This is a genomic window from Spirosoma lacussanchae (genome assembly GCF_005870035.1).
Classification (GTDB): Bacteria; Bacteroidota; Bacteroidia; order Cytophagales; family Spirosomataceae; genus Spirosoma; species Spirosoma lacussanchae.
Map to the genome: position 1 here is coordinate 820638 of NZ_SWJG01000001.1, position 17843 is coordinate 838480.

The following is a 17843-nucleotide window of genomic DNA, read 5'->3' on the forward strand; positions in this document are numbered from 1 at the left end:
AGCAAAAATACGATGCGTTCGGCAACCGTATTTCAATCCAACCCGATTTCTTGCAACAAAGTTGCGAAAAATTAGAAAAAGACGCTCAGTTCACCCGGCTCAGCAGGGTGTAGGCCATCAGCTTGCCGCTTTTGTTGTAGGTTTCGGACCGGATGTCCAGCAGCTGATCGGTGGTTCGGTAGCTGACCACGCGCATGGTGCTCCGGATCGGCATACCCATGACCCGGTTCGTAAGCGAAAGATCCGAGCTAATTTTATAGGCGTTGAAGGTACCGGCGGGCGTGGTTACGGGCTGCTGGGCTTCTACCTGCCGGTTACTCATCACCAGCGACATTTCCATCATGTTGCTGCCATTCGTGATCATATCGGCTTCCATCTGACCATCGGATAGTTTCTGGCCCACGGTTAGCTGGCCGGGATAAACGAGCTGATTGGTTTTGAGCTTGATCTGGGTGTCTTTCATGCCAGCGTTCTGCATGGTCTGCGCCAGCCCCGACAGGTCGGCCAGGAGTTCGCTGCCGGTACAGGTGTAGCGAACGGTGTACGGAGCCTGCTGCCGGCCTTTTTCGTCCGTCATCTGAACGGTTATATCGACCAGCGTCTGGCTGCCCTCCCGGCGCATATCGGTTACCTGATAGGTTACCTTGCCGGTAGGTTTGTCTTTGGCGTTGAACATCGACATCTCGAACGACTGACCTGTTTTTAGCGGAACGCCCAGGCAGTTCTGCGCCTTTCCGCTGGTCGACAGCAGCACCGCCAGCACTAAAAGAAATCCGTGTAGTTTCATACGAACAGAAGCAAGTAGGTTAATACAAGACAAATGTACGTATGGCGGCAAATGGACACCTAAGTCCTTGAGCAAACGGTTGTTGATGGGCGTCAGGCCCAGATCATACTCAGCACGCCCATTAGCATAATTAATTTGCAGAGGGTACTCAGGTAGCCGAAATCGCTGCGTTTGTCGGCGTAGACGAGCCGGTAGGTAAGCCAGGTGAGGGGAACCAGCAGAATCAGGAAAATAACCTCCAGGCGCCAGTTGTTGAGCGAGTCGGCAATCAGGAACAGGGTGGTAATGAACGACGCGATCAGGACATAGAGCAGGTATTTGGTCCGGCGGAGGCCCCAGACAATCGGCAGGGTTCGGCAACCGAAACGGGCGTCGCCCCGAATGTCCTGCATGTCTTTGATTATCTCGCGAACGAGCGAAATACCGAACGAAAAGAGCGCGTAAATGAGCAGCATATCGGCATTTTGCCGGTAGTAAACGGCCAGTACGATCAGCGACAGGGCCGTCAGGAGCGAAATGACGATGTTGCCGGTTACGGGCTGCCGCTTCAGGTTGGCGGAGTAAAACCACAGCAGCGATACGCTCACCACATCGACCACGAAGACCCAGCGGCTTAGGTACAACCCGATCAGGCAGCCGATGACGTTGAGGCTTTGGTGCGCTACCAGCGCTACCCGGCGTTTCAGGTACCGGCCAATCACGACCCGGTCGGGTTTGTTGACCAGATCGATTTTGATGTCGAAGTAATCGTTGATGATATAACCCGCGGCCGCAATGCAGACCGTCGAGAACGAGAGCAGCCAGATTGTCGGGTCGACCAGGATCTGGAGCCACTGCTCGCGCGGCCCCACCAAAGCAATCCGGGCCAGGAACTGGGTCAGCACGACAATGAGCAGATTCTGCACCCGGATCAGCCGCAGAAAGCCACCCACAAAGGCCGAGAAAGGAATAGGCTGACGCACGACCATGACCGATTTTTGCCTAAAAGTACGCGAAAAATAGGGAAAACAGGGCGGTCAGGGGTAAGGCCGCCCGGCCAATCTTAGCCTGGCTATGTACCAGCCGGAGCGGGGCCAAAACCGAGGGACTGAGCGGGGGTACCCGCATCGTTCGTTCTTTCCGCCCGCTTCGGGATTCTTTTACTCCTGTTTTGTTGTTGACCTACAAACTGTTTCCGGCCTTCGCGGCTTCCTTCGCATGAAAATTGGCATAGTGTGCTACCCAACCTTTGGGGGCAGTGGTGTGGTGGCTACCGAGCTTGGTAAGGCACTGGCCAAGAATGGTCACCAGATCCATTTTATCACCTACCAGCAGCCACCCCGGCTCGACTTCTTCAACGAAAACGTTTTCTATCACGAAGTGAACATCCCGTCTTATCCGCTGTTTCAGTACGCGCCCTACGAGTCGGCGCTGGCCAGCGAGATGGTCAATGTGGTAACGAACGAAAATGTTGATCTGCTCCATGTTCATTATGCCATACCGCATGCGTCGGCTGCCTACATGGCTAAAATGATTCTGCGGTCGCAAGGTCGGTCGGTGCCGGTCGTGACGACGTTACACGGAACCGACATTACGCTCGTCGGGAAAGATGCCTCCTATGAACCCGTGGTTACCTTCAGCATCAACGAATCTGACGGGGTTACGGCCGTATCGGAAGACCTTCGGCAGGATACCTACAAACATTTCAAGGTGCACCGCGACATCGAAGTTATTCCGAACTTCATCGACCTGTCGCGCTTCAAGCGGCAGAAGAAAGAGCATTTCAAGAAAGCGATCTGCCCCAACGGCGAAAAGCTGATTGTACATACGTCCAACTTCCGGCGCGTCAAACGCATCGATGATGCGGTGATGGTGTTTTACCATGTGCAGCAACAGGTGCCTGCCAAGCTGCTGCTGGTGGGCGACGGCCCCGAACGGGCGCGTATCGAACGGCTGGTGCGCGACCTGGGCATTTACGATCAGGTGCGTTTTCTGGGTAAGATGGACGCCGTAGAGGAGGTGCTGTCGGTGGCCGATCTGTTTCTGATGCCGTCAGAAAACGAAAGCTTTGGCCTGGCAGCCCTCGAAGCCATGGCCTGCCAGGTGCCAGTCATCTCGTCGAATGTGGGCGGTCTGCCCGAGCTGAACGTAAACGGCGTAACGGGCTTCCTCAGCAATGTAGGCGACGTCAGCGATATGGTTCGCAACGCTTTGTTCGTGCTCGACGACGCTAACCTGCCTGCCTTTCAGGAAAATGCGCTGGCCCGGGCTACCGAGTTCGAGCTGTCGCGGGTTCTGCCCCGCTACGAGGCCCATTATGAACGGGTATTGCAGCAGGTGATGGATAACGTATGACCATCCGATGCTGAACAATGTAGCGTTGAGAATAGATAATGAATAAGGAATAATGAGCGCTACGGGTCATTATTGATAAACAACTATCCTATGAATCCAAACATACCGCAAACGGATCGGAAACGCGTGGTCATCGTCGGCGCTGGTTTTGGGGGGCTCAAGCTGGCCCGGAAGCTGGCCAATCGGTCTGATTTTCAGGTGGTGTTGCTCAACCGGCAGAACTACCACGAGTTTCAGCCGCTGTATTACCAGGTGGCCACAGCAGGTCTGGAGGCCAACTCCATCCTGTTTCCGCTGCGGGCGGTGTTTGGCAACTGCAAAAACGTACATATCCGGGTCACCAACGTGACCGGCGTTCGGCCGGCCGATAAAACGGTAGATACCGAGCTGGGCCCGATCACCTACGACTGGCTGGTCATTGCCACCGGTGCGGATACCAATTTCTTCAACCAGCAGAATATCATCGAGAAAGCGCTGCCCATGAAGTCGGTGGCCGAAGCCATTGCGCTCCGCAACCGGATGCTTCAGAACTTCGAAGATGCCCTCAGTGTCGAGTCGGAAGATGAGCGCGAAGGGTTCATGGATGTCGTTGTGGTCGGCGGTGGACCGACGGGCGTAGAACTGTGCGGTACGCTGGCCGAGATGCGCCGGACGGTTCTCCCCCGCGATTACCCGGAGCTCGACTTCATGAAGATGGACATCTACCTGATCGAATCGGGTGGGGAGCTGCTGGGGCCGATGTCGAAGCAGTCGCAGGAACACTCGCTGTCGTATTTGCAGGAGCTGGGCGTAAACGTTCGGCTAAACACCCGTGTCAAGGACTTTGATGGCCGTATCGTTACCATGAACGACGGATCGACCCTGCGTACCAACAACCTGATCTGGGCTGCGGGCGTCAAAGCCAGTCCGCTGGCGGGTCTGCCACCCGAGGTGCTCGGTCGCGGGGGGCGAATCATCGTTGACCGGTACAACCAGGTTCAGGGGGTCACGGACGTGTTTGCCATTGGTGACGTAGCGCTGATGAGCGAAGAGAAGTGGCCCAACGGTCATCCGCAGGTAGCGCAGCCCGCTATTCAGCAGGGTCGGCTGCTGGCCAGGAACATGAGCCGCTGGCTGAAAAACCAGGCGCCGGAGGAGTTTACCTACCGCGATCTGGGAACGATGGCTACTATTGGCCGCGGACTGGCCGTGGTTGACTTGCCGTTCCTGAAATTTCAGGGCGTTTTGGCGTGGTTAACCTGGTTGTTCGTGCACTTAATGGCCATTGTTGGCGTTAAGAATCGACTGGCTATCTTTATCAACTGGATGTTCAATTACCTGACGTATAACAACTCGTTGCGGCTAATCATCCGGCAGAAGATGCCGAAGGGAGATTTCTCGGCCATGCAGGAAAAACTGTCCGACCAGCTGGAAGTAAGTAAAACCTGAATGGCTATAGTAAAGAGGGTTTACTATATGAGGGCTGTAAACCCGGATTTCGTTGTATTTTTGCCTCATCAACCGAATGAAGCTTATTATGGAAAAGCCGAACGATACATTACAAACAATGGCCGGTCACGGCAGAACGCGCCCCAAAAACAGCGGTACGAAAAAACTGTTCGATAACCCAATCCTGGAAGCGCTGTCGCGAACGCACATCATGATTCCGATCTCGATGTGGCTGGTATTGTCTGTATTCCTGGGCTGGTATGCCTTTACGTATACAGATATGGGTACGCAGATGATTGCTGCCCTCTTTTTTACGGGGCTGTTTGTATTCACCCTGTTCGAGTACGTGTTGCACCGTTACTTGTATCACCTGACGCCCAGCACGCCCCAGCGGGCTAAAATCCAGTACACATTTCACGGCGTTCACCACGAATATCCGAAAGACAAAACCCGCCTGGCCATGCCGCCTGCGCTGGCTATCGTCGTAGCGGGTGCCTTCTTTGGCCTGTTCTTCCTGATGATGGGCGAAGCGGCCTATGCGTTCTTCCCCGGATTTCTGGTTGGCTACTCGGGCTACCTGGCCGTGCATTTCATTGTTCATGCCTACGCCCCCCCGAAGAATTTCTTCAAGCAACTCTGGGTAAACCACAGCGTTCACCACTACAAAAACCCCGAGAGCAACTACGGCGTTTCGACTCCTATGTGGGACTACATCTTTGGATCATTCCAAAAGTAAAGACGCAACCGCCCGGCGGCCCGGCCTTTGCGTCTCCCGCGCGTCAGCAGTTATATACCGTCTCTCCCGCGCGTCAGCAATAAATACACATCAAAAAAATCCCCCTCGACGCGGTCAAGGGGGATTTTTTATAACTACGAAGCGGAACCAGCCGACTTTATTCGCCACCGGGCCGTTTCTGTAGTTCGGTCAGGGGTTTGGGCGGGCCGAAGTCGGGCGAACCATCGGGCTTCCAGCTGAACGGCTGCATCCGTATTGAACGCTGATCGCCACAGCCTTGCCCCTGAGCCGCGTTAGCGTGGTAAACCAGCCAGTTTTCCTGCCCGTTGCGCGACGTAAAAAAGCCGTTATGGCCCACGCCAAAAGTGCCATTACCGGCATTGGGGCCAAACACCGGGGTAGCTGATTTGGTCCACGACCTGGCATCGAGCAGGTTGGCGCTGCTATCGGCCGAGAGCTGGCCCAGGGCGTAGAGATCGGTCCCGCAGAAGCTGGCCGAATACACCAGAAACACCTTGTTGCCATGAGTTAGAAACTCGGGTCCTTCGTTGACCCCAAAGCCTTCTTTCTCCCAGGCATAGTCGGGCGAGGACAGGCGAACGCGGGTCGTAGCCGTCTCGGCGGTATAGGGATTGGTCAACCGACAAATGTACAGATGCTGCGAGCCGCCCAGATCCGTTTCCCAACCCGACCATGCAAAGTAGAGCTGGCCGTTCCGTTGCAGCAGCGTACCGTCGATAGCCCATTTATTCTCGGGCAGATTCAGCCGTCCGCGGTCGGTCCAGGTGCCGGTGGTAGGGTCGGCCGCCGTATTTTCGAGTACGAACATGCGGTGGTTCCGGTCGTTACCATCGTCGGCGGCATAATAGATATACCAGACCCCGTTGACGTTGAACAGCTCGGGTGCCCAGATATTACGCGAGTTAGGCCCCGTAGCGGGCGGGGTCCAGACGGTAACGGGCCGGGCCTGACTGAGCCGACTCATGGCCGATGTCTTATAGATGCGAAGGTTAGCCCCCGTCGTATGCATAACGTAATAGAAACCATCTTTCTGCGTCACCCAGGGATCTGGCGCGGCTGTCAGCAACGGGTTCGCGAACCGGCCAACGGTATCGACCGGGGTTACGGGCGGGGTAGGTGCGGGGTCCGGTTGTTTGGCCGACTGACAGGCCAGCAGGAACGACAGGACAACAAACAGGATGTTTTTCATCGTTGAGAAACGGCATAAAGCCGTCAGGTGCAGCCATTTCAGTACTGAAATGGCTGCACCTGACGACGCAGAATGAGCTTAGTAATTCGGGTTTTGCTGCAGGTTGGGGTTCAGGTCCCGATCCAGCTGTGGAATGGGGAGCAGTTCACTTTTTCCGCGTACAAATGTAGAAAAAGCCGGGTCGCGGGGTGCGAGCTGGGGACCGAGGTCACCCCAGCGGGCCAGGTCGTTCCAGCGGTGTCCTTCGCCCGAGAGTTCGGTAACCCGCTCGTGTTTGAGCTGAGCCAGAAACTGCTCCTGACTGAGACCCGGTCTGGCTACCGACAGCGCGGGCAACCCCGCCCGCCGGCGCACCTGATCGACATACGGATAGGCCTGGCTCGTTTTGCCGGTTGCGTTGAGGGCTTCGGCATACATCAGCAGTACATCGGCATACCGAATGTAGCGCCAGTTGTTGGGTGAGCGGTAGCCTTCTTCAATTTTCCAGTGGTCGTTCTGAAACTTCCGGAACCAGACCCGTTTGTTGCCGGTGCCGTATCGCTGGGTGAACGTCTCGCCGTAGATCTGGGTGAAGTTAGGCCCCCGCACATCGGTAGAGTCGAACAGGAACGACGCTTCGAGTCGCGGGTCACGAGCCCCGGCGGTGGTTCGCTCGTTAAATTCGTAGATAGGCCAGCGGTGCGCTTCGCCATCTGACCAGCCAATACCGCTCGGCCCGAAGAACTGGGCAATCGATGTGCCGTAGTTCTGGTTCGGTGTTTCGGTATCGTCGTCGGTAAACTCGGCCGGGTTGATCTGAAACTGCCATTCAAAGACGGACTCGCGGTTGTTTTCGGTCGAGATCAGGAAGTTGTCGCGGTAGTTGGGTACGAGTGCATAGAGGCTTTTGCCTTCGCCGTCGGCCAGCCATTGCAGGGGCGTCAGGGCTTCGGTGTACTTCCGTTGCTGCATCTGCGCTTTGGCCAGCAGGGCGTAGGCTGCGCCCCGTGTGGCCCGCCCCAGATCCGTAGACGCGTAGGTGGTCGGAAGCACCGTTGCCGCTTCGGTCAGGTCTTTCTCGATCTGGGCCCATACCTCGGCGCTGGTAGCCGAATTGGGTTTATCACCCACCACCGACTGTTGAAGAACCAGGGGCACGTTACCCCAGAGCGTGACGAGGTGGTAATAAAACAAGGCCCGCATAAACTTGGCTTCGCCCAGGTACCGGTCCCGGAGCGCAGCGTCCATCTGGATGTTCGGAACGTTGCTGATTACCTGATTGGCCCGGTTGATGCCGATGTAGTTATCGTTCCAGATCGAGTAGGCATTGCCGTAGTTATAGTCCGTCACCAGAAACTGATCCATGTTGTTGACGATATCGGTAGCCGGACTCTGGCTACGGCCTTCGTCGGACCGGATGATGTAGTAGAACGGGAGCCATCGGGAAATACCGCCCCGGTGGGTGGTGCTGTAGACGGCGTTGACCCCTGCCAGCGCATCGTCGGACGTTTTCCAGAACGATTCGGTCGTTACCTGGTTCGGGTTGACGATGTCCAGGCTCCGGTCGCAGGCCGTCAGGGTAACGGTGGCGGCCAGACTGAGGAGAATGAATCTATGTTTCATCGTAGAAGAAAAAGCGAAAGAATGGATGAACGAAAGAGCGGTTCCGGGTTTAGCAGGACTCCATCCCGACTGGCCCGGTCCCGGTGCGTTGGGTTACCTTAGAAATCACAGTTGATACCCGCCGAAATTACCCGGGGCGAAGGCCAGTGACCGTTGTCGACACCCCGCTCCTGAATGCCGCTTCCCGTTACGTCGGGATCGAGTCCGGAGTAGCTGGTGACCGTAAACAGGTTCTGGCCACTGATGAACACGCGGGCACTGCGGATTCTGAGCTGGTTGAGCAGGGCTTTGGGCAGCGTATAGCCCACCTCTACGTTGCGCATCCGAACGTAGGAGGCATCTTCGAGCCAGCGGTCCGTATAGGGGAAGTTGTTCGAGATGATGCCCTGATCGCCCGCTTCGAGGCCAAGCCGTGGATCGGTCGTGTTTGTATTGGTGGTTGACCAGGGGCTGATGTCCCGGCGGAAATTGGTCAGCTGGTAGCTGTCGAGCCCGCGCCGTACGTCGTTGTAGACGGTGTAGCCAAAAACGCCAGTCAGCTGTACGTTCAGCGAAAACGGGCCGTACGACGCATTGAACTGAGCCCCCGCCTGTAGTTTGGGCCAGGGCGAACTCACAAACTGACGGTCGTCGTTTTGCGTAATCTGCCCGTCGCCGTTGGTATCGACATAGCGAATGTCGCCGGGTTTGGCGTTCGGCTGGATCAACTGGCCGTTGGGACCCCGGTAGTTGTTGATCTCTTCCTGACTCTGGAAAATACCCGCCGTCTTCAGCACATACCACTGCCCCACGGCCAGCCCCACCTGCGAGCGGGTATTGCCACTCTGGATGTAGTTGATATTCTGACCCTGGTTGCCCACGTTCTCGACCTGGTTTTTGATCGTTGTGAAGTTGCCCGATACGTCCCACTTCAGGGCGTTTTTGTTGTTCCGGTAGGTGGCCGAGAACTCGATCCCCCGGTTGCGAATCGAGGCCGTGTTGACATACGGGTTGCCGCGCAGGTTACCCAGGTAGCCCGGTACGGCCAGGTTCAGGATCGCATCGTTCGAGAGCGAGTTGTACACGTTGATCTCGGTGCTGATGCGGTTGTTGAGAAAACTGGCCGATATGCCGTAGTTCTGCTGAAGGCGCTCTTCCCAGCGCAGATCGGGGTTGGCCAGCTGCGCCTGGTAAGCGCCTACGACAGCCGTCTGGTCGACTCCGAAAATGGCTCTTGGGTTGTTATTGATGAAGGCCGTATACGGAAACGACCCCAGCGTTGGCACCACAATGCCCAGCTTTCCGTAGGAAGCATTGAGCTTCAGGTCGGAGATCCAGTCGACCTGAAAGAATTTCTCCTGACTGATGCGCCAGGCCGCGGCTACCGAGGGGAAGAAACCCGTCCGGTAATTGGCCCCAAAGCGTGAATCCTGATCGACGCGGCCGGTCAGCGTCAGCAGGTATTTGTCGTTGTAGGTGTAGTTGACCCGGCCCAGGTAGCCCAGAATCCGGTAGTCGTCGGGCGTGCCCCCCGCCGAGTTCGACACCCCGGTAGCCGCGTTGATGGTGTTGAAATACTGACCACCCGCAAAGCCCAGGTTGGTACGCGAACCCGAGGTGACATCACGCCGGGCGGTTTGCTGGCTGATACCGACCACCCCGTTGACGCTGTGTTTACCGAAAACCCGGTCAAAATTCAGGGTGTGCTCGAACAGCAGGCTCAGGTAACGCGACCGGTCTTCAGCAACCGAGCTAAGCACCGGCGAGGCACTGTACTGATAGGTGCCAATCCGGCGCAGGTTCTGGGTGTAGTCGAAACTGACTTCCAGCCCGGCGTTGGCGCGGTAGGTTAGCCAGTCGGCTAGTTTGACATCGAGGTAGGCATTACCGACCAGCTTGGCAAAGTTGCTTTTGTTGCTGGCCAGGTTCCGAACCGCCACCGGGTTAAAGGCATAGGTGACCGCATCGGGGTTGGTGCCGATGCCGTAGCCACCGGGGTTGCTGGCGTTCACATAGCGCGGGTCCTGTACGGGAATGACGGGCAGCATACCAGCCATGTCGTAGATGGGATTGCCCGCCGGGAAGTTCTCAATGTTCGAGTTGGTCAGCAGCGCGTTCTCGCCGAACGTAAACCGACCTACGGTGCTACGGGTGTTGATCCGCAGGCTGGCCCGGTCGAACCCACTACCAATAACATAGCCTTTGTTGCCGAAGTAGCTGCCCGATATCAGGTAAGTACCGGTTTTGGAGCCGCCCGAGAGCGTCAGGTTATAATCCTGAAGATTGCCCGTTTGGAGCACCTGATCCTGCCAGTCGGTATTGATGTTGGGATTAAACGTACCCGTAGCCACGCTGGCGGGTGGCGTTTGGCCGGCGTTCTGGTACTGGGTGCGTTGCAGGGCTGCGAAGCCGGCAGCATCCAGCACATCCCAGCGCCTATAAACCTGCTGGACGCCGTATTTACCCGAGAACGACACGCGGATAGGGCCTTCTTTTCCTTGTTTGGTGGTGATAATGATAACCCCATTAGCCGCCCGCGACCCGTAAATAGCTGCTGCTGACGCATCTTTCAGCACCTGAATCGACTCGATATCGTCGTTGTTGATGGTCGGGTTGGCATCGGCAATCATCCCGTCGATGATATAGAGCGGATCGGTGTTGAGGAAGCTGGCTACCCCCCGGATCTGAATCGACGCCTGCTGCCCCGGCACGCCCGTATTGCGTACGGTGACACCGGGCGAGAGACCCTGAATCGACTCGGCCAGTGAGTTAGCCGTCACTTTGTTGGCCTGCGTGGGGCTAATGACATCGTTGGCCCCGGTTACGTCCCGCTTCCGCACCGCCTGATAGCCGATAACGACGACCTCATTCAGGGTTCTGTCGTCGGGCGCGAGCTTCACGTTCACGACAGCCGTATTCCCGATCGGCACGTCCTGGCTGATGTAGCCCACGCTGGAAATGGTGAGCGTCGTGGCGGCATCCGATACGTTCAGGACGAAATTGCCGTTGGCGTCGGTGCTGGTACCGGTGCTGGTCCCTTTCTCGATGACGTTGGCGCCGGGCAGGCCCTGGTTGTTCTCATCGGTCACCTGGCCCGTAATGCGTTTAACCTGCGGGGCTTCGGCCAGGCCGGTTGCTGGTTCATTGACCGAGCGGTCGGGTAGGGCGGTGACCGGGGATGTGGGGCCGGCCGCGCCGTTTTTTGGCTGAGCCGGCTGGATAACGTACAGGCTGGCTTTCACCTTCCGGTACCGTAGGCCCTGTGCGTCGATGAGCTGGGTGAGCGCCTGTTCGAGCGAGAGACCATCGACATCGACCTCTGTCCGGCGGTTGGCCAGCAGCTGTTCATCGTAGGCAAAACTAACGCCGAACCGTTTTTCAAGGTCAGACAGGGCTCGTTTGAGCGAGCGGCCTGCCTGGTTGCGGCCGGGCGTGGTTTCGGCAGGCGTTGGGGCCTGGTAGCTCGTGCCGGCATAGCTGGCGTGGGCGCGGCTCAGCAGTTGCGCAGCAGCCGGCTGCGGCAATGCATACACACCGACCCCCGTCAGCAACAGCGAGAGGACTATATACTTGTTTTTCATAAGCGGAACAGATATGTGGTAATTCGGGCGATCAAGTTGGTTTTTACGAAAAAGTAGTCGGGCCTTGGGCGGAAAAATCAATGGGCCGGCCGGTACTGGCTATGGGTTTCGCTGGAGAACAACGCGGTTACTGTCGCGCCGAACGGTCAGATCAAAGGTCAGGGAAAGGGTAGTCAGCAGGGTTTCGGGGGTTTCGTTGGTCAGATTTCCGGTAAACCGGCGGCTGGCCAGATCGCTGTCTTCAAAGACTACTTCCAGGCCATAGGTGTCGTTCAGCTGCTGGGCTATATCGCTCAGGGCGGTGTTCTCGAAGACAAACTGCCGCTGGGTCCAGGCGGTATGCAGCTGCGGTTTTTCGGTGCGTACCTCTACTTTCTCAATGCTGGGCTGGGTGGTGGCGAACTGACCCGGTTTGAGGTCGATAACCTGTTGCCGGGCTGCTCCGGGCTTGCTGAGCCGCACCTGGCCCTCTACCAGCGTAACGGCGGTACTGCCCCGGCGGGTGTTTACGTTGAACTGCGTGCCGAGCACCGTAATGTCGAGGCCGGGCGTATGGGTAATGAATTTCAGTCGTCCGGCCGGGGTCTGTTTTTTAGCCACGTTGAAAAAGCCTTCGCCTTCGAGCCAGACTTCGCGGGTTGCTTCGGTATCCCAGTTGTCGGTAAACGTCAGGCTGGAGTTACCGTTGAGCAGAACTGTTGAGCCGTCGGGCAGGGCAACGGTGCGGTTCTCCCCAAAAGCGGTCTGTATGCGTTGCTGACTGGGCTGAAGGCTATACCATAGTAGGGCACCGGCCAGCATAATGATCCCTGCCAGTGAGGCAACGGCCCGGCCGATGAATGTTCTTCGCTGCCAGAGGGGCCGTACAACAGGCGCCACCAGCTCCGGGCGGGCGCGCTGGGCAAACGCCTGTTCCAGTACCTGTCCGATTCGCTGCTGGCTGGCGTCGGTGAGGTCATCGTAGTTGGCCTGCAGGTGCAGCAGGAGCGACGAGGCTTCGTCGATGGCCGGTTGCTGCTCGGGGTGTTTGAGCATGAACGTATGCCAGAAGGTCATGCTCTGCTCGTTGGGCTCGAAAACCCATCGGCGGAACGCATCGTCGAGTACAAAATCGCGGACGGTATAGTCGGAGTAAGGCTGTTTCATCAGGCGGTATAAAACACACTACCACCAGAAGAGCGCTTCCCGGCTAATTATCCCCCGGAATCGGGAAAAAATTTACGGATATAATACTATGTAGAACCGCGATGGCCGGGCCGCTGGGATGGTTTGTTGCTGACGCATAGGAGACGCGAAGGATCGCGTCTCTACAGGCCTACACCATGGTCCGTGTCTGCACCGGGACGCGTAGTCCGGGACGCGTAGTTCGACCATTTATCCGGATGGTCTGTCGTTGAGGCTTGTAGAGACGCAATCCTTTGCGTCTCCTGTCCGGATGGTTTTTCGTTTCCTGTGCGGATGGTCTGTTGCTGACGCGGGTGTGGTTTGTGTTCCAACGGACCATGGTGTAGTCCATTGCTGACGCATAGGAGACGCGAAGGATCGCGTCTCTACAGCAGTAGAACCGACAGTAGATCAACGGGCATTCGTTTCTGGAGGGCGGCAATACCCTTGTAGATGACCTTATAGGCCGACGTTGTTTCGATGCCCATGATGCCCGCAATTTCTTCGTAACTGAGGTTGTCGAAAAACTTCAGGAACAGGGCTTCTTTCTGGCGGGCGGGCAACTGGTTCAACTCGCGCAGTACAGCCTCCGACCTCTCTTTGCTGATCTGTGAATCGAGCCAGGTCGGCTCGTACAGAAACTCGACTTTGAAATCGACATCGTGCTCGGCGTTATCGGCAAAGCGGTGCTGGGCGTTCAGCTTACGGACAATCTCGCGCCGGAGCGAACGCATCAGGTAAAACTTGATCGAGTCGGTATGGCCCAGCCGTTCGCGGGTTTCCAGAATGGTCAGAAAGAGATCCTGCAGGCAATCTTCAGTCAGCTGACGGTTCTGGGCAATCTTGTAGCCGTAGTTGTACAGCATCCGGGCGTACTTCTCGTACATGAACGAATAGGCAGGCTGACTACCCAGCAAAAAATCGTCCCAGATCTGGGCATCGGTCGCCTGATGATAGTTGAGTAAGCCGTCCACTGTCAGCGAGATAGGGGGTTGACTAGTAAATCTACAAAAAAGGGGTGCACAAACTTCCGCCCTTTTCTCCGTATTTTTACTACTTCTTCCTTTTATACTACTATTGATAAAGAAGAAACGTCTGTCTCCTCCGCTTGTTTTAGCCGGAGTCGTTTCGCTCCTGTGTATGCCTGTTCGTATTGTTCTGCTGCTGTTTGTGCTGGCTGGGTTCGTGGGGTGCAAACCCAAACCGTCGGCTACTACCCTATTCACATCCATTCGTTCGGCCGAGTCGGGGGTAACGTTCAACAACCTTATGCAGCCGTTCGAGAGTGACTCGCTCAACGCCAATACCTACGATCCGATGTACAACGGGGCCGGGGTAGGCATCGGCGATTTCGACCGCGACGGGCGTATGGATCTGTTTTTTGCGGGCAACAACGTGACCTGCCGACTCTACATGAACCGGACGCAGCCGGGCCGGAGCGATTTTCGCTTTGTTGATGTAACGGCCCGGGCGGGTGTTACGACCCGGGCCTGGTGTACTGGCGTCAGCGTGGCCGATGTCAACCAGGACGGCTGGCCCGATGTTTATGTCAGCGTGGCTGGTCCTGATACGAACCGCGCCGTTCGGCATAACCTGCTTTTTATTAACCAGCAGACCCGACCCGGCCAGGTGCCCACCTTCCGCGAACTGGCGAGCGAGTACGGCCTGGCCGATAGCGGCATGAACACGCAGGCGGCTTTTTTCGATTACGACCGCGACGGCGACCTGGACTGTTACGTACTGAACAACGCCATGGAGCGCACCGGCCGAAACTCAATCCGCCCCAAACGGATCAACGGCGAAGGTCTGAGTACCGATCGGCTATACCAGAATGTTCAGCCGAGCCGTACGACCGGACGTTCGAACAGGTCGGGCCAGCAGTCGCCCGTTTTCAGGGACGTTTCCCGGCAGGCCGGCATCCTGGCCGAAGGGTATGGACTCGGACTCGCCGTAGCGGACATCGACCAGGACGGCTGGCTGGATGTCTACTGCGCCAACGATTTTCTGTCGAACGATCTGGTCTATATCAACAATCGAAACGGCGGTTTCACGGATCGGGCGGCCGATTACTTTAAACACACCAGCTATAACAGCATGGGGGTCGATATTCAGGATGTCAATAACGACACCCGACCCGATATCATGGTGCTCGACATGCTGCCCGAGACCAACGTCCGGCAGAAGATGATGCTCATCAAAACCAGCTGGGAGTTTTTTCACCTGGCCCGGCAGCAGGGGTATCAGGACCAGTATGTGCGCAACACGCTGCAGCTGAACATGGGCAACAACACCTTCAGCGAAATCGGTCAGCTGGCGGGTGTCTTCCGGACCGACTGGAGCTGGGCGCCCCTGCTGGCCGATTATGACAACGATGGCCACAAGGATCTGTTTGTGACCAATGGCTACCGGCGCGATATTACCAACCTCGACTACATTGCCTACCTCAACAACCAGGCTTCGAGCTTCGGTATGGCCAACGCCAGCAACGGCTCCGTCAGCAAAACCCTCGAGGAACTGTATAAACTGCCCGACGCCAAACTGCATAACTACCTCTACCGCAATACGGGTACAGGGCCATCGGGACCACCGCTTTTTGGAGACAAGTCCGAAGCCTGGGGCCTGAGCGAACCGACCTACTCCAACGGGGCGGCTTATGCTGACCTAGATAACGACGGTGACCTCGACCTGGTTATCAACAACATGGATGCCGAAGCCGGGCTGTACCGCAACGAAACCAACCAGCCCGGCAAGCCCATCGTCAGTCACGCGCTCCGGCTGCATCTGCCTGCCGATGCTCGCGGGCTGGGGGCCGAACTGCGGGTTCGTACCGCCGATGGGCAAACCCAGTCGGTAGCGGTGCATCCGGTACGCGGGTACGCGTCGTCGGTAGAGCCGTTCGTGCATGTGGGCGTCGGCAAACACACCCGCGCCGAGGTCGAAATACGCTGGGCCGACGGCACGTTCCAGCGACTGGGCGCGCTCTCCGCCGACCGGCTGCACCGAATCGCGTATCAGCCCAACGCCCAGGCTTTCAGTCCGTCAGCCGGTTCCGATCGTTCTCCCTTTTTCGACACTGTAGCGGGCAGCACGGCCGGACTGACCTTCCAGCACCGCGAAGCCCCGCTCAACGATCTGGAGCGCACCCCTTTGCTGCCGCAAGTATACGCCCGAAACAGCCCGGCCATTGCCATCGCCGACGCCGACGGCAACGGACTCGACGATGTATTTATCGGGGCCGATCCGGGGCAAACACGAAGTGTGTTCCTGCAGACCGCGCCCGGCCGCTTTGCCGAACAGAAACAGGGCGCCAACGACCTTGAAGATATGGGCGCTCTCTTTCTCGACGTCGACGCCGATGGCGACCAGGATCTGTACGTCGTGAGTGGCGGCAGCGCCCAGCCCGACAGCAACGGTATTTACCAGGACCGACTCTACCTCAACGACGGCCGGGGGGCGCTGACGCGGTCGGAGGGCGTGTTGCCGCCAACTACTTCGTCGGGCGCGTGCGTCGTGGCGGCTGACTTTGACGGCGATGGCGATCTCGATTTGTTCCGGGCCGGTCGGGTCAGGGTGGGGCAGTACCCGCTGGCGGCCCGCTGTTACCTACTCCGGAACGACAAAACCCCCGGCGGGCCACCGCGCTTCACCGATGTGACCGACCAGCTGGCCCCCGGGCTGAGGCAGGCCGGTATGGTCTGCGCGGCTCTCTGGACGGATCACGACAACGACGGCGACCCCGATCTCATGCTGGCGGGTGAGTTCATGCCGATCACGATCTATACGAACAGTAAAGGCGTATTCAGTAGGGCTGAAACGAGGCTGCCAGCCGGCCTCTGGAACTCGCTCACCGGCGCCGACTTCGACCGCGATGGCGATATCGACTACATAGCCGGTAATCTGGGGCTGAATACGCGCTATCGGGTGTCAGCGCAGGAGCCGCTGCGGGTATACGCCAAAGACTTCGACAAAAACGGCCAGATGGACCCCATCCTGACGTACTATCTCCAGGGACAGGAACAGCTCGTTCCTATCCGCGACGTGCTGAACGACCAGATGCCGACCTTTGCCCGGAAACGCTTCACCAGCTTCCAGCAGTACGCCGACAAATCGTTTGCCGACGCGTTTACGGACGATGACCTCGACGGAGCCACCGTCTTGACAGCTACTGAACTACGGTCGTGCTACCTCGAAAACAAAGGGAAAGAAGGCTTCGTGGTTCACCCGCTGCCAACGCTGGCACAGGCCTCGCCCGTTTTCGGGGTTCAGACCGGCGATTTCAACGGCGACAACCTGCCCGACGCGCTGCTGGTTGGGAACTCCTACGCCCCCGAAACCTATACGGGCTGGTACGATGCCGGGCGCGGCTGTCTGCTGCTGGGCAACGGGCGGGGCGGTTTCCGGGCGGTAATGCCCGCCGAGGCTGGTCTGTCGGTCGATGGCGATGCCAAAGCCCTCGCGGCTCTGTCTACGGGGTCGGCCCTGTGGTATCTGGCGTCGAACAACAACGGCCCGCTGCAGCTGCTGAAACCGCGTGTCGTTCAGAAACCCGCCCGCGCCAAACCCGGCGAAACCGTTCGGCTGATTCGGCACAAAAACGGCCAGACGCAGCGGGTGGAGTTTTACTACGGCTCGGGCTACCTCAGCCAGTCGTCGCGGTAGTACGGGGTTTACCGAAGCTTCTCGTTGTCGAGGTGGCGGGTGGCGTCGCGGATGTTTTTCTTTTCCAGATTTTTCCGGAAAGCTTCCGTCAGGTCAACACCGGTCTGGTTGGCGAGGCAGATCAGCACCCACAGTACGTCGGCCATCTCGTCGCCGAGGTCTTTGTGTTTATCCGATTCTTTCTCCGACTGTTCGCCGTAGCGACGGGCCATGATGCGGGCTACCTCACCGACCTCTTCGGTCAGTATGGCCATGTTTGTAAGTTCTGAAAAATACCGGACGCCAACGGTTTTTATCCATTCGTCGACGGTGCGCTGGGCTGCTTCAATGGTCATGGTCTGCGCTGTATATGAGTTAGTAATA

12 protein-coding genes are annotated in these 17843 nt (G+C 57.6%); 4 read left to right on the forward strand and 8 right to left on the reverse strand.

Annotated elements, in window-relative coordinates:
* Positions 1-85 precede the first annotated feature (85 nt).
* Together FBR45_RS03425 and FBR45_RS03430 are read right to left on the reverse strand one after the other, a co-directional pair.
* Positions 86-787: a TapB family protein gene (locus tag FBR45_RS03425; RefSeq protein ID WP_138499342.1), complete on the reverse strand. Its 702-nt coding sequence runs from the start codon at positions 785-787 to the stop codon at positions 86-88.
* Between the two features lie 92 nt (positions 788-879).
* Positions 880-1755, reverse strand: coding sequence for a geranylgeranylglycerol-phosphate geranylgeranyltransferase (locus FBR45_RS03430; protein WP_138499344.1), 876 nt, complete (start codon positions 1753-1755; stop codon positions 880-882).
* A gap of 229 nt (positions 1756-1984) precedes the next feature.
* Here FBR45_RS03430 and bshA point away from each other — a divergent pair, with 229 nt between their 5' ends.
* The 3 genes from bshA to FBR45_RS03445 all read left to right on the forward strand — a co-directional run bounded on the left by bshA (position 1985) and on the right by FBR45_RS03445 (position 5285).
* On the forward strand, positions 1985-3121 hold the full coding sequence (bshA, locus tag FBR45_RS03435) for an N-acetyl-alpha-D-glucosaminyl L-malate synthase BshA (RefSeq protein ID WP_138499346.1): 1137 nt from the start codon (positions 1985-1987) through the stop codon (positions 3119-3121).
* Positions 3122-3211: 90 nt separating this feature from the next.
* Positions 3212-4549, forward strand: a complete 1338-nt coding sequence (locus tag FBR45_RS03440) for an NAD(P)/FAD-dependent oxidoreductase (RefSeq protein WP_138499348.1) — start codon at positions 3212-3214, stop codon at positions 4547-4549.
* An 88-nt stretch (positions 4550-4637) separates the two neighbouring features.
* Positions 4638-5285 (forward strand): sterol desaturase family protein, encoded by a 648-nt coding sequence (locus FBR45_RS03445; RefSeq protein ID WP_138501898.1) that lies wholly within the window; start codon positions 4638-4640, stop codon positions 5283-5285.
* Positions 5286-5442: 157 nt separating this feature from the next.
* On the opposite strand, the gene FBR45_RS03450 is transcribed toward FBR45_RS03445, so the two are convergent.
* The 5 genes from FBR45_RS03450 to FBR45_RS03470 all read right to left on the reverse strand — a co-directional run bounded on the left by FBR45_RS03450 (position 5443) and on the right by FBR45_RS03470 (position 13795).
* A complete protein-coding gene (locus tag FBR45_RS03450) occupies positions 5443-6495 on the reverse strand; it encodes a glycoside hydrolase family 43 protein (protein ID WP_138499350.1) in 1053 nt (350 codons plus the stop codon).
* 78 nt (positions 6496-6573) lie between these two features.
* Complete coding sequence (locus tag FBR45_RS03455; RefSeq protein ID WP_138499352.1) at positions 6574-8097, reverse strand: RagB/SusD family nutrient uptake outer membrane protein; 1524 nt, start codon at positions 8095-8097, stop codon at positions 6574-6576.
* Between the two features lie 98 nt (positions 8098-8195).
* Positions 8196-11657 (reverse strand): SusC/RagA family TonB-linked outer membrane protein, encoded by a 3462-nt coding sequence (locus tag FBR45_RS03460; protein WP_138499354.1) that lies wholly within the window; start codon positions 11655-11657, stop codon positions 8196-8198.
* A 99-nt stretch (positions 11658-11756) separates the two neighbouring features.
* Positions 11757-12803, reverse strand: coding sequence for a FecR family protein (locus FBR45_RS03465; protein ID WP_138499356.1), 1047 nt, complete (start codon positions 12801-12803; stop codon positions 11757-11759).
* 404 nt (positions 12804-13207) lie between these two features.
* Positions 13208-13795: an RNA polymerase sigma factor gene (locus FBR45_RS03470; protein WP_138499358.1), complete on the reverse strand. Its 588-nt coding sequence runs from the start codon at positions 13793-13795 to the stop codon at positions 13208-13210.
* Between the two features lie 166 nt (positions 13796-13961).
* Between FBR45_RS03470 and FBR45_RS03475 the strand changes: the two genes are divergently transcribed.
* A complete protein-coding gene (locus FBR45_RS03475) occupies positions 13962-17480 on the forward strand; it encodes a VCBS repeat-containing protein (protein WP_138499360.1) in 3519 nt (1172 codons plus the stop codon).
* A gap of 8 nt (positions 17481-17488) precedes the next feature.
* Here the strand turns inward: FBR45_RS03475 and FBR45_RS03480 are convergent, their stop codons facing one another.
* Positions 17489-17815, reverse strand: a complete 327-nt coding sequence (locus tag FBR45_RS03480; RefSeq protein WP_138499362.1) for a nucleotide pyrophosphohydrolase — start codon at positions 17813-17815, stop codon at positions 17489-17491.
* Positions 17816-17843 lie beyond the last annotated feature (28 nt).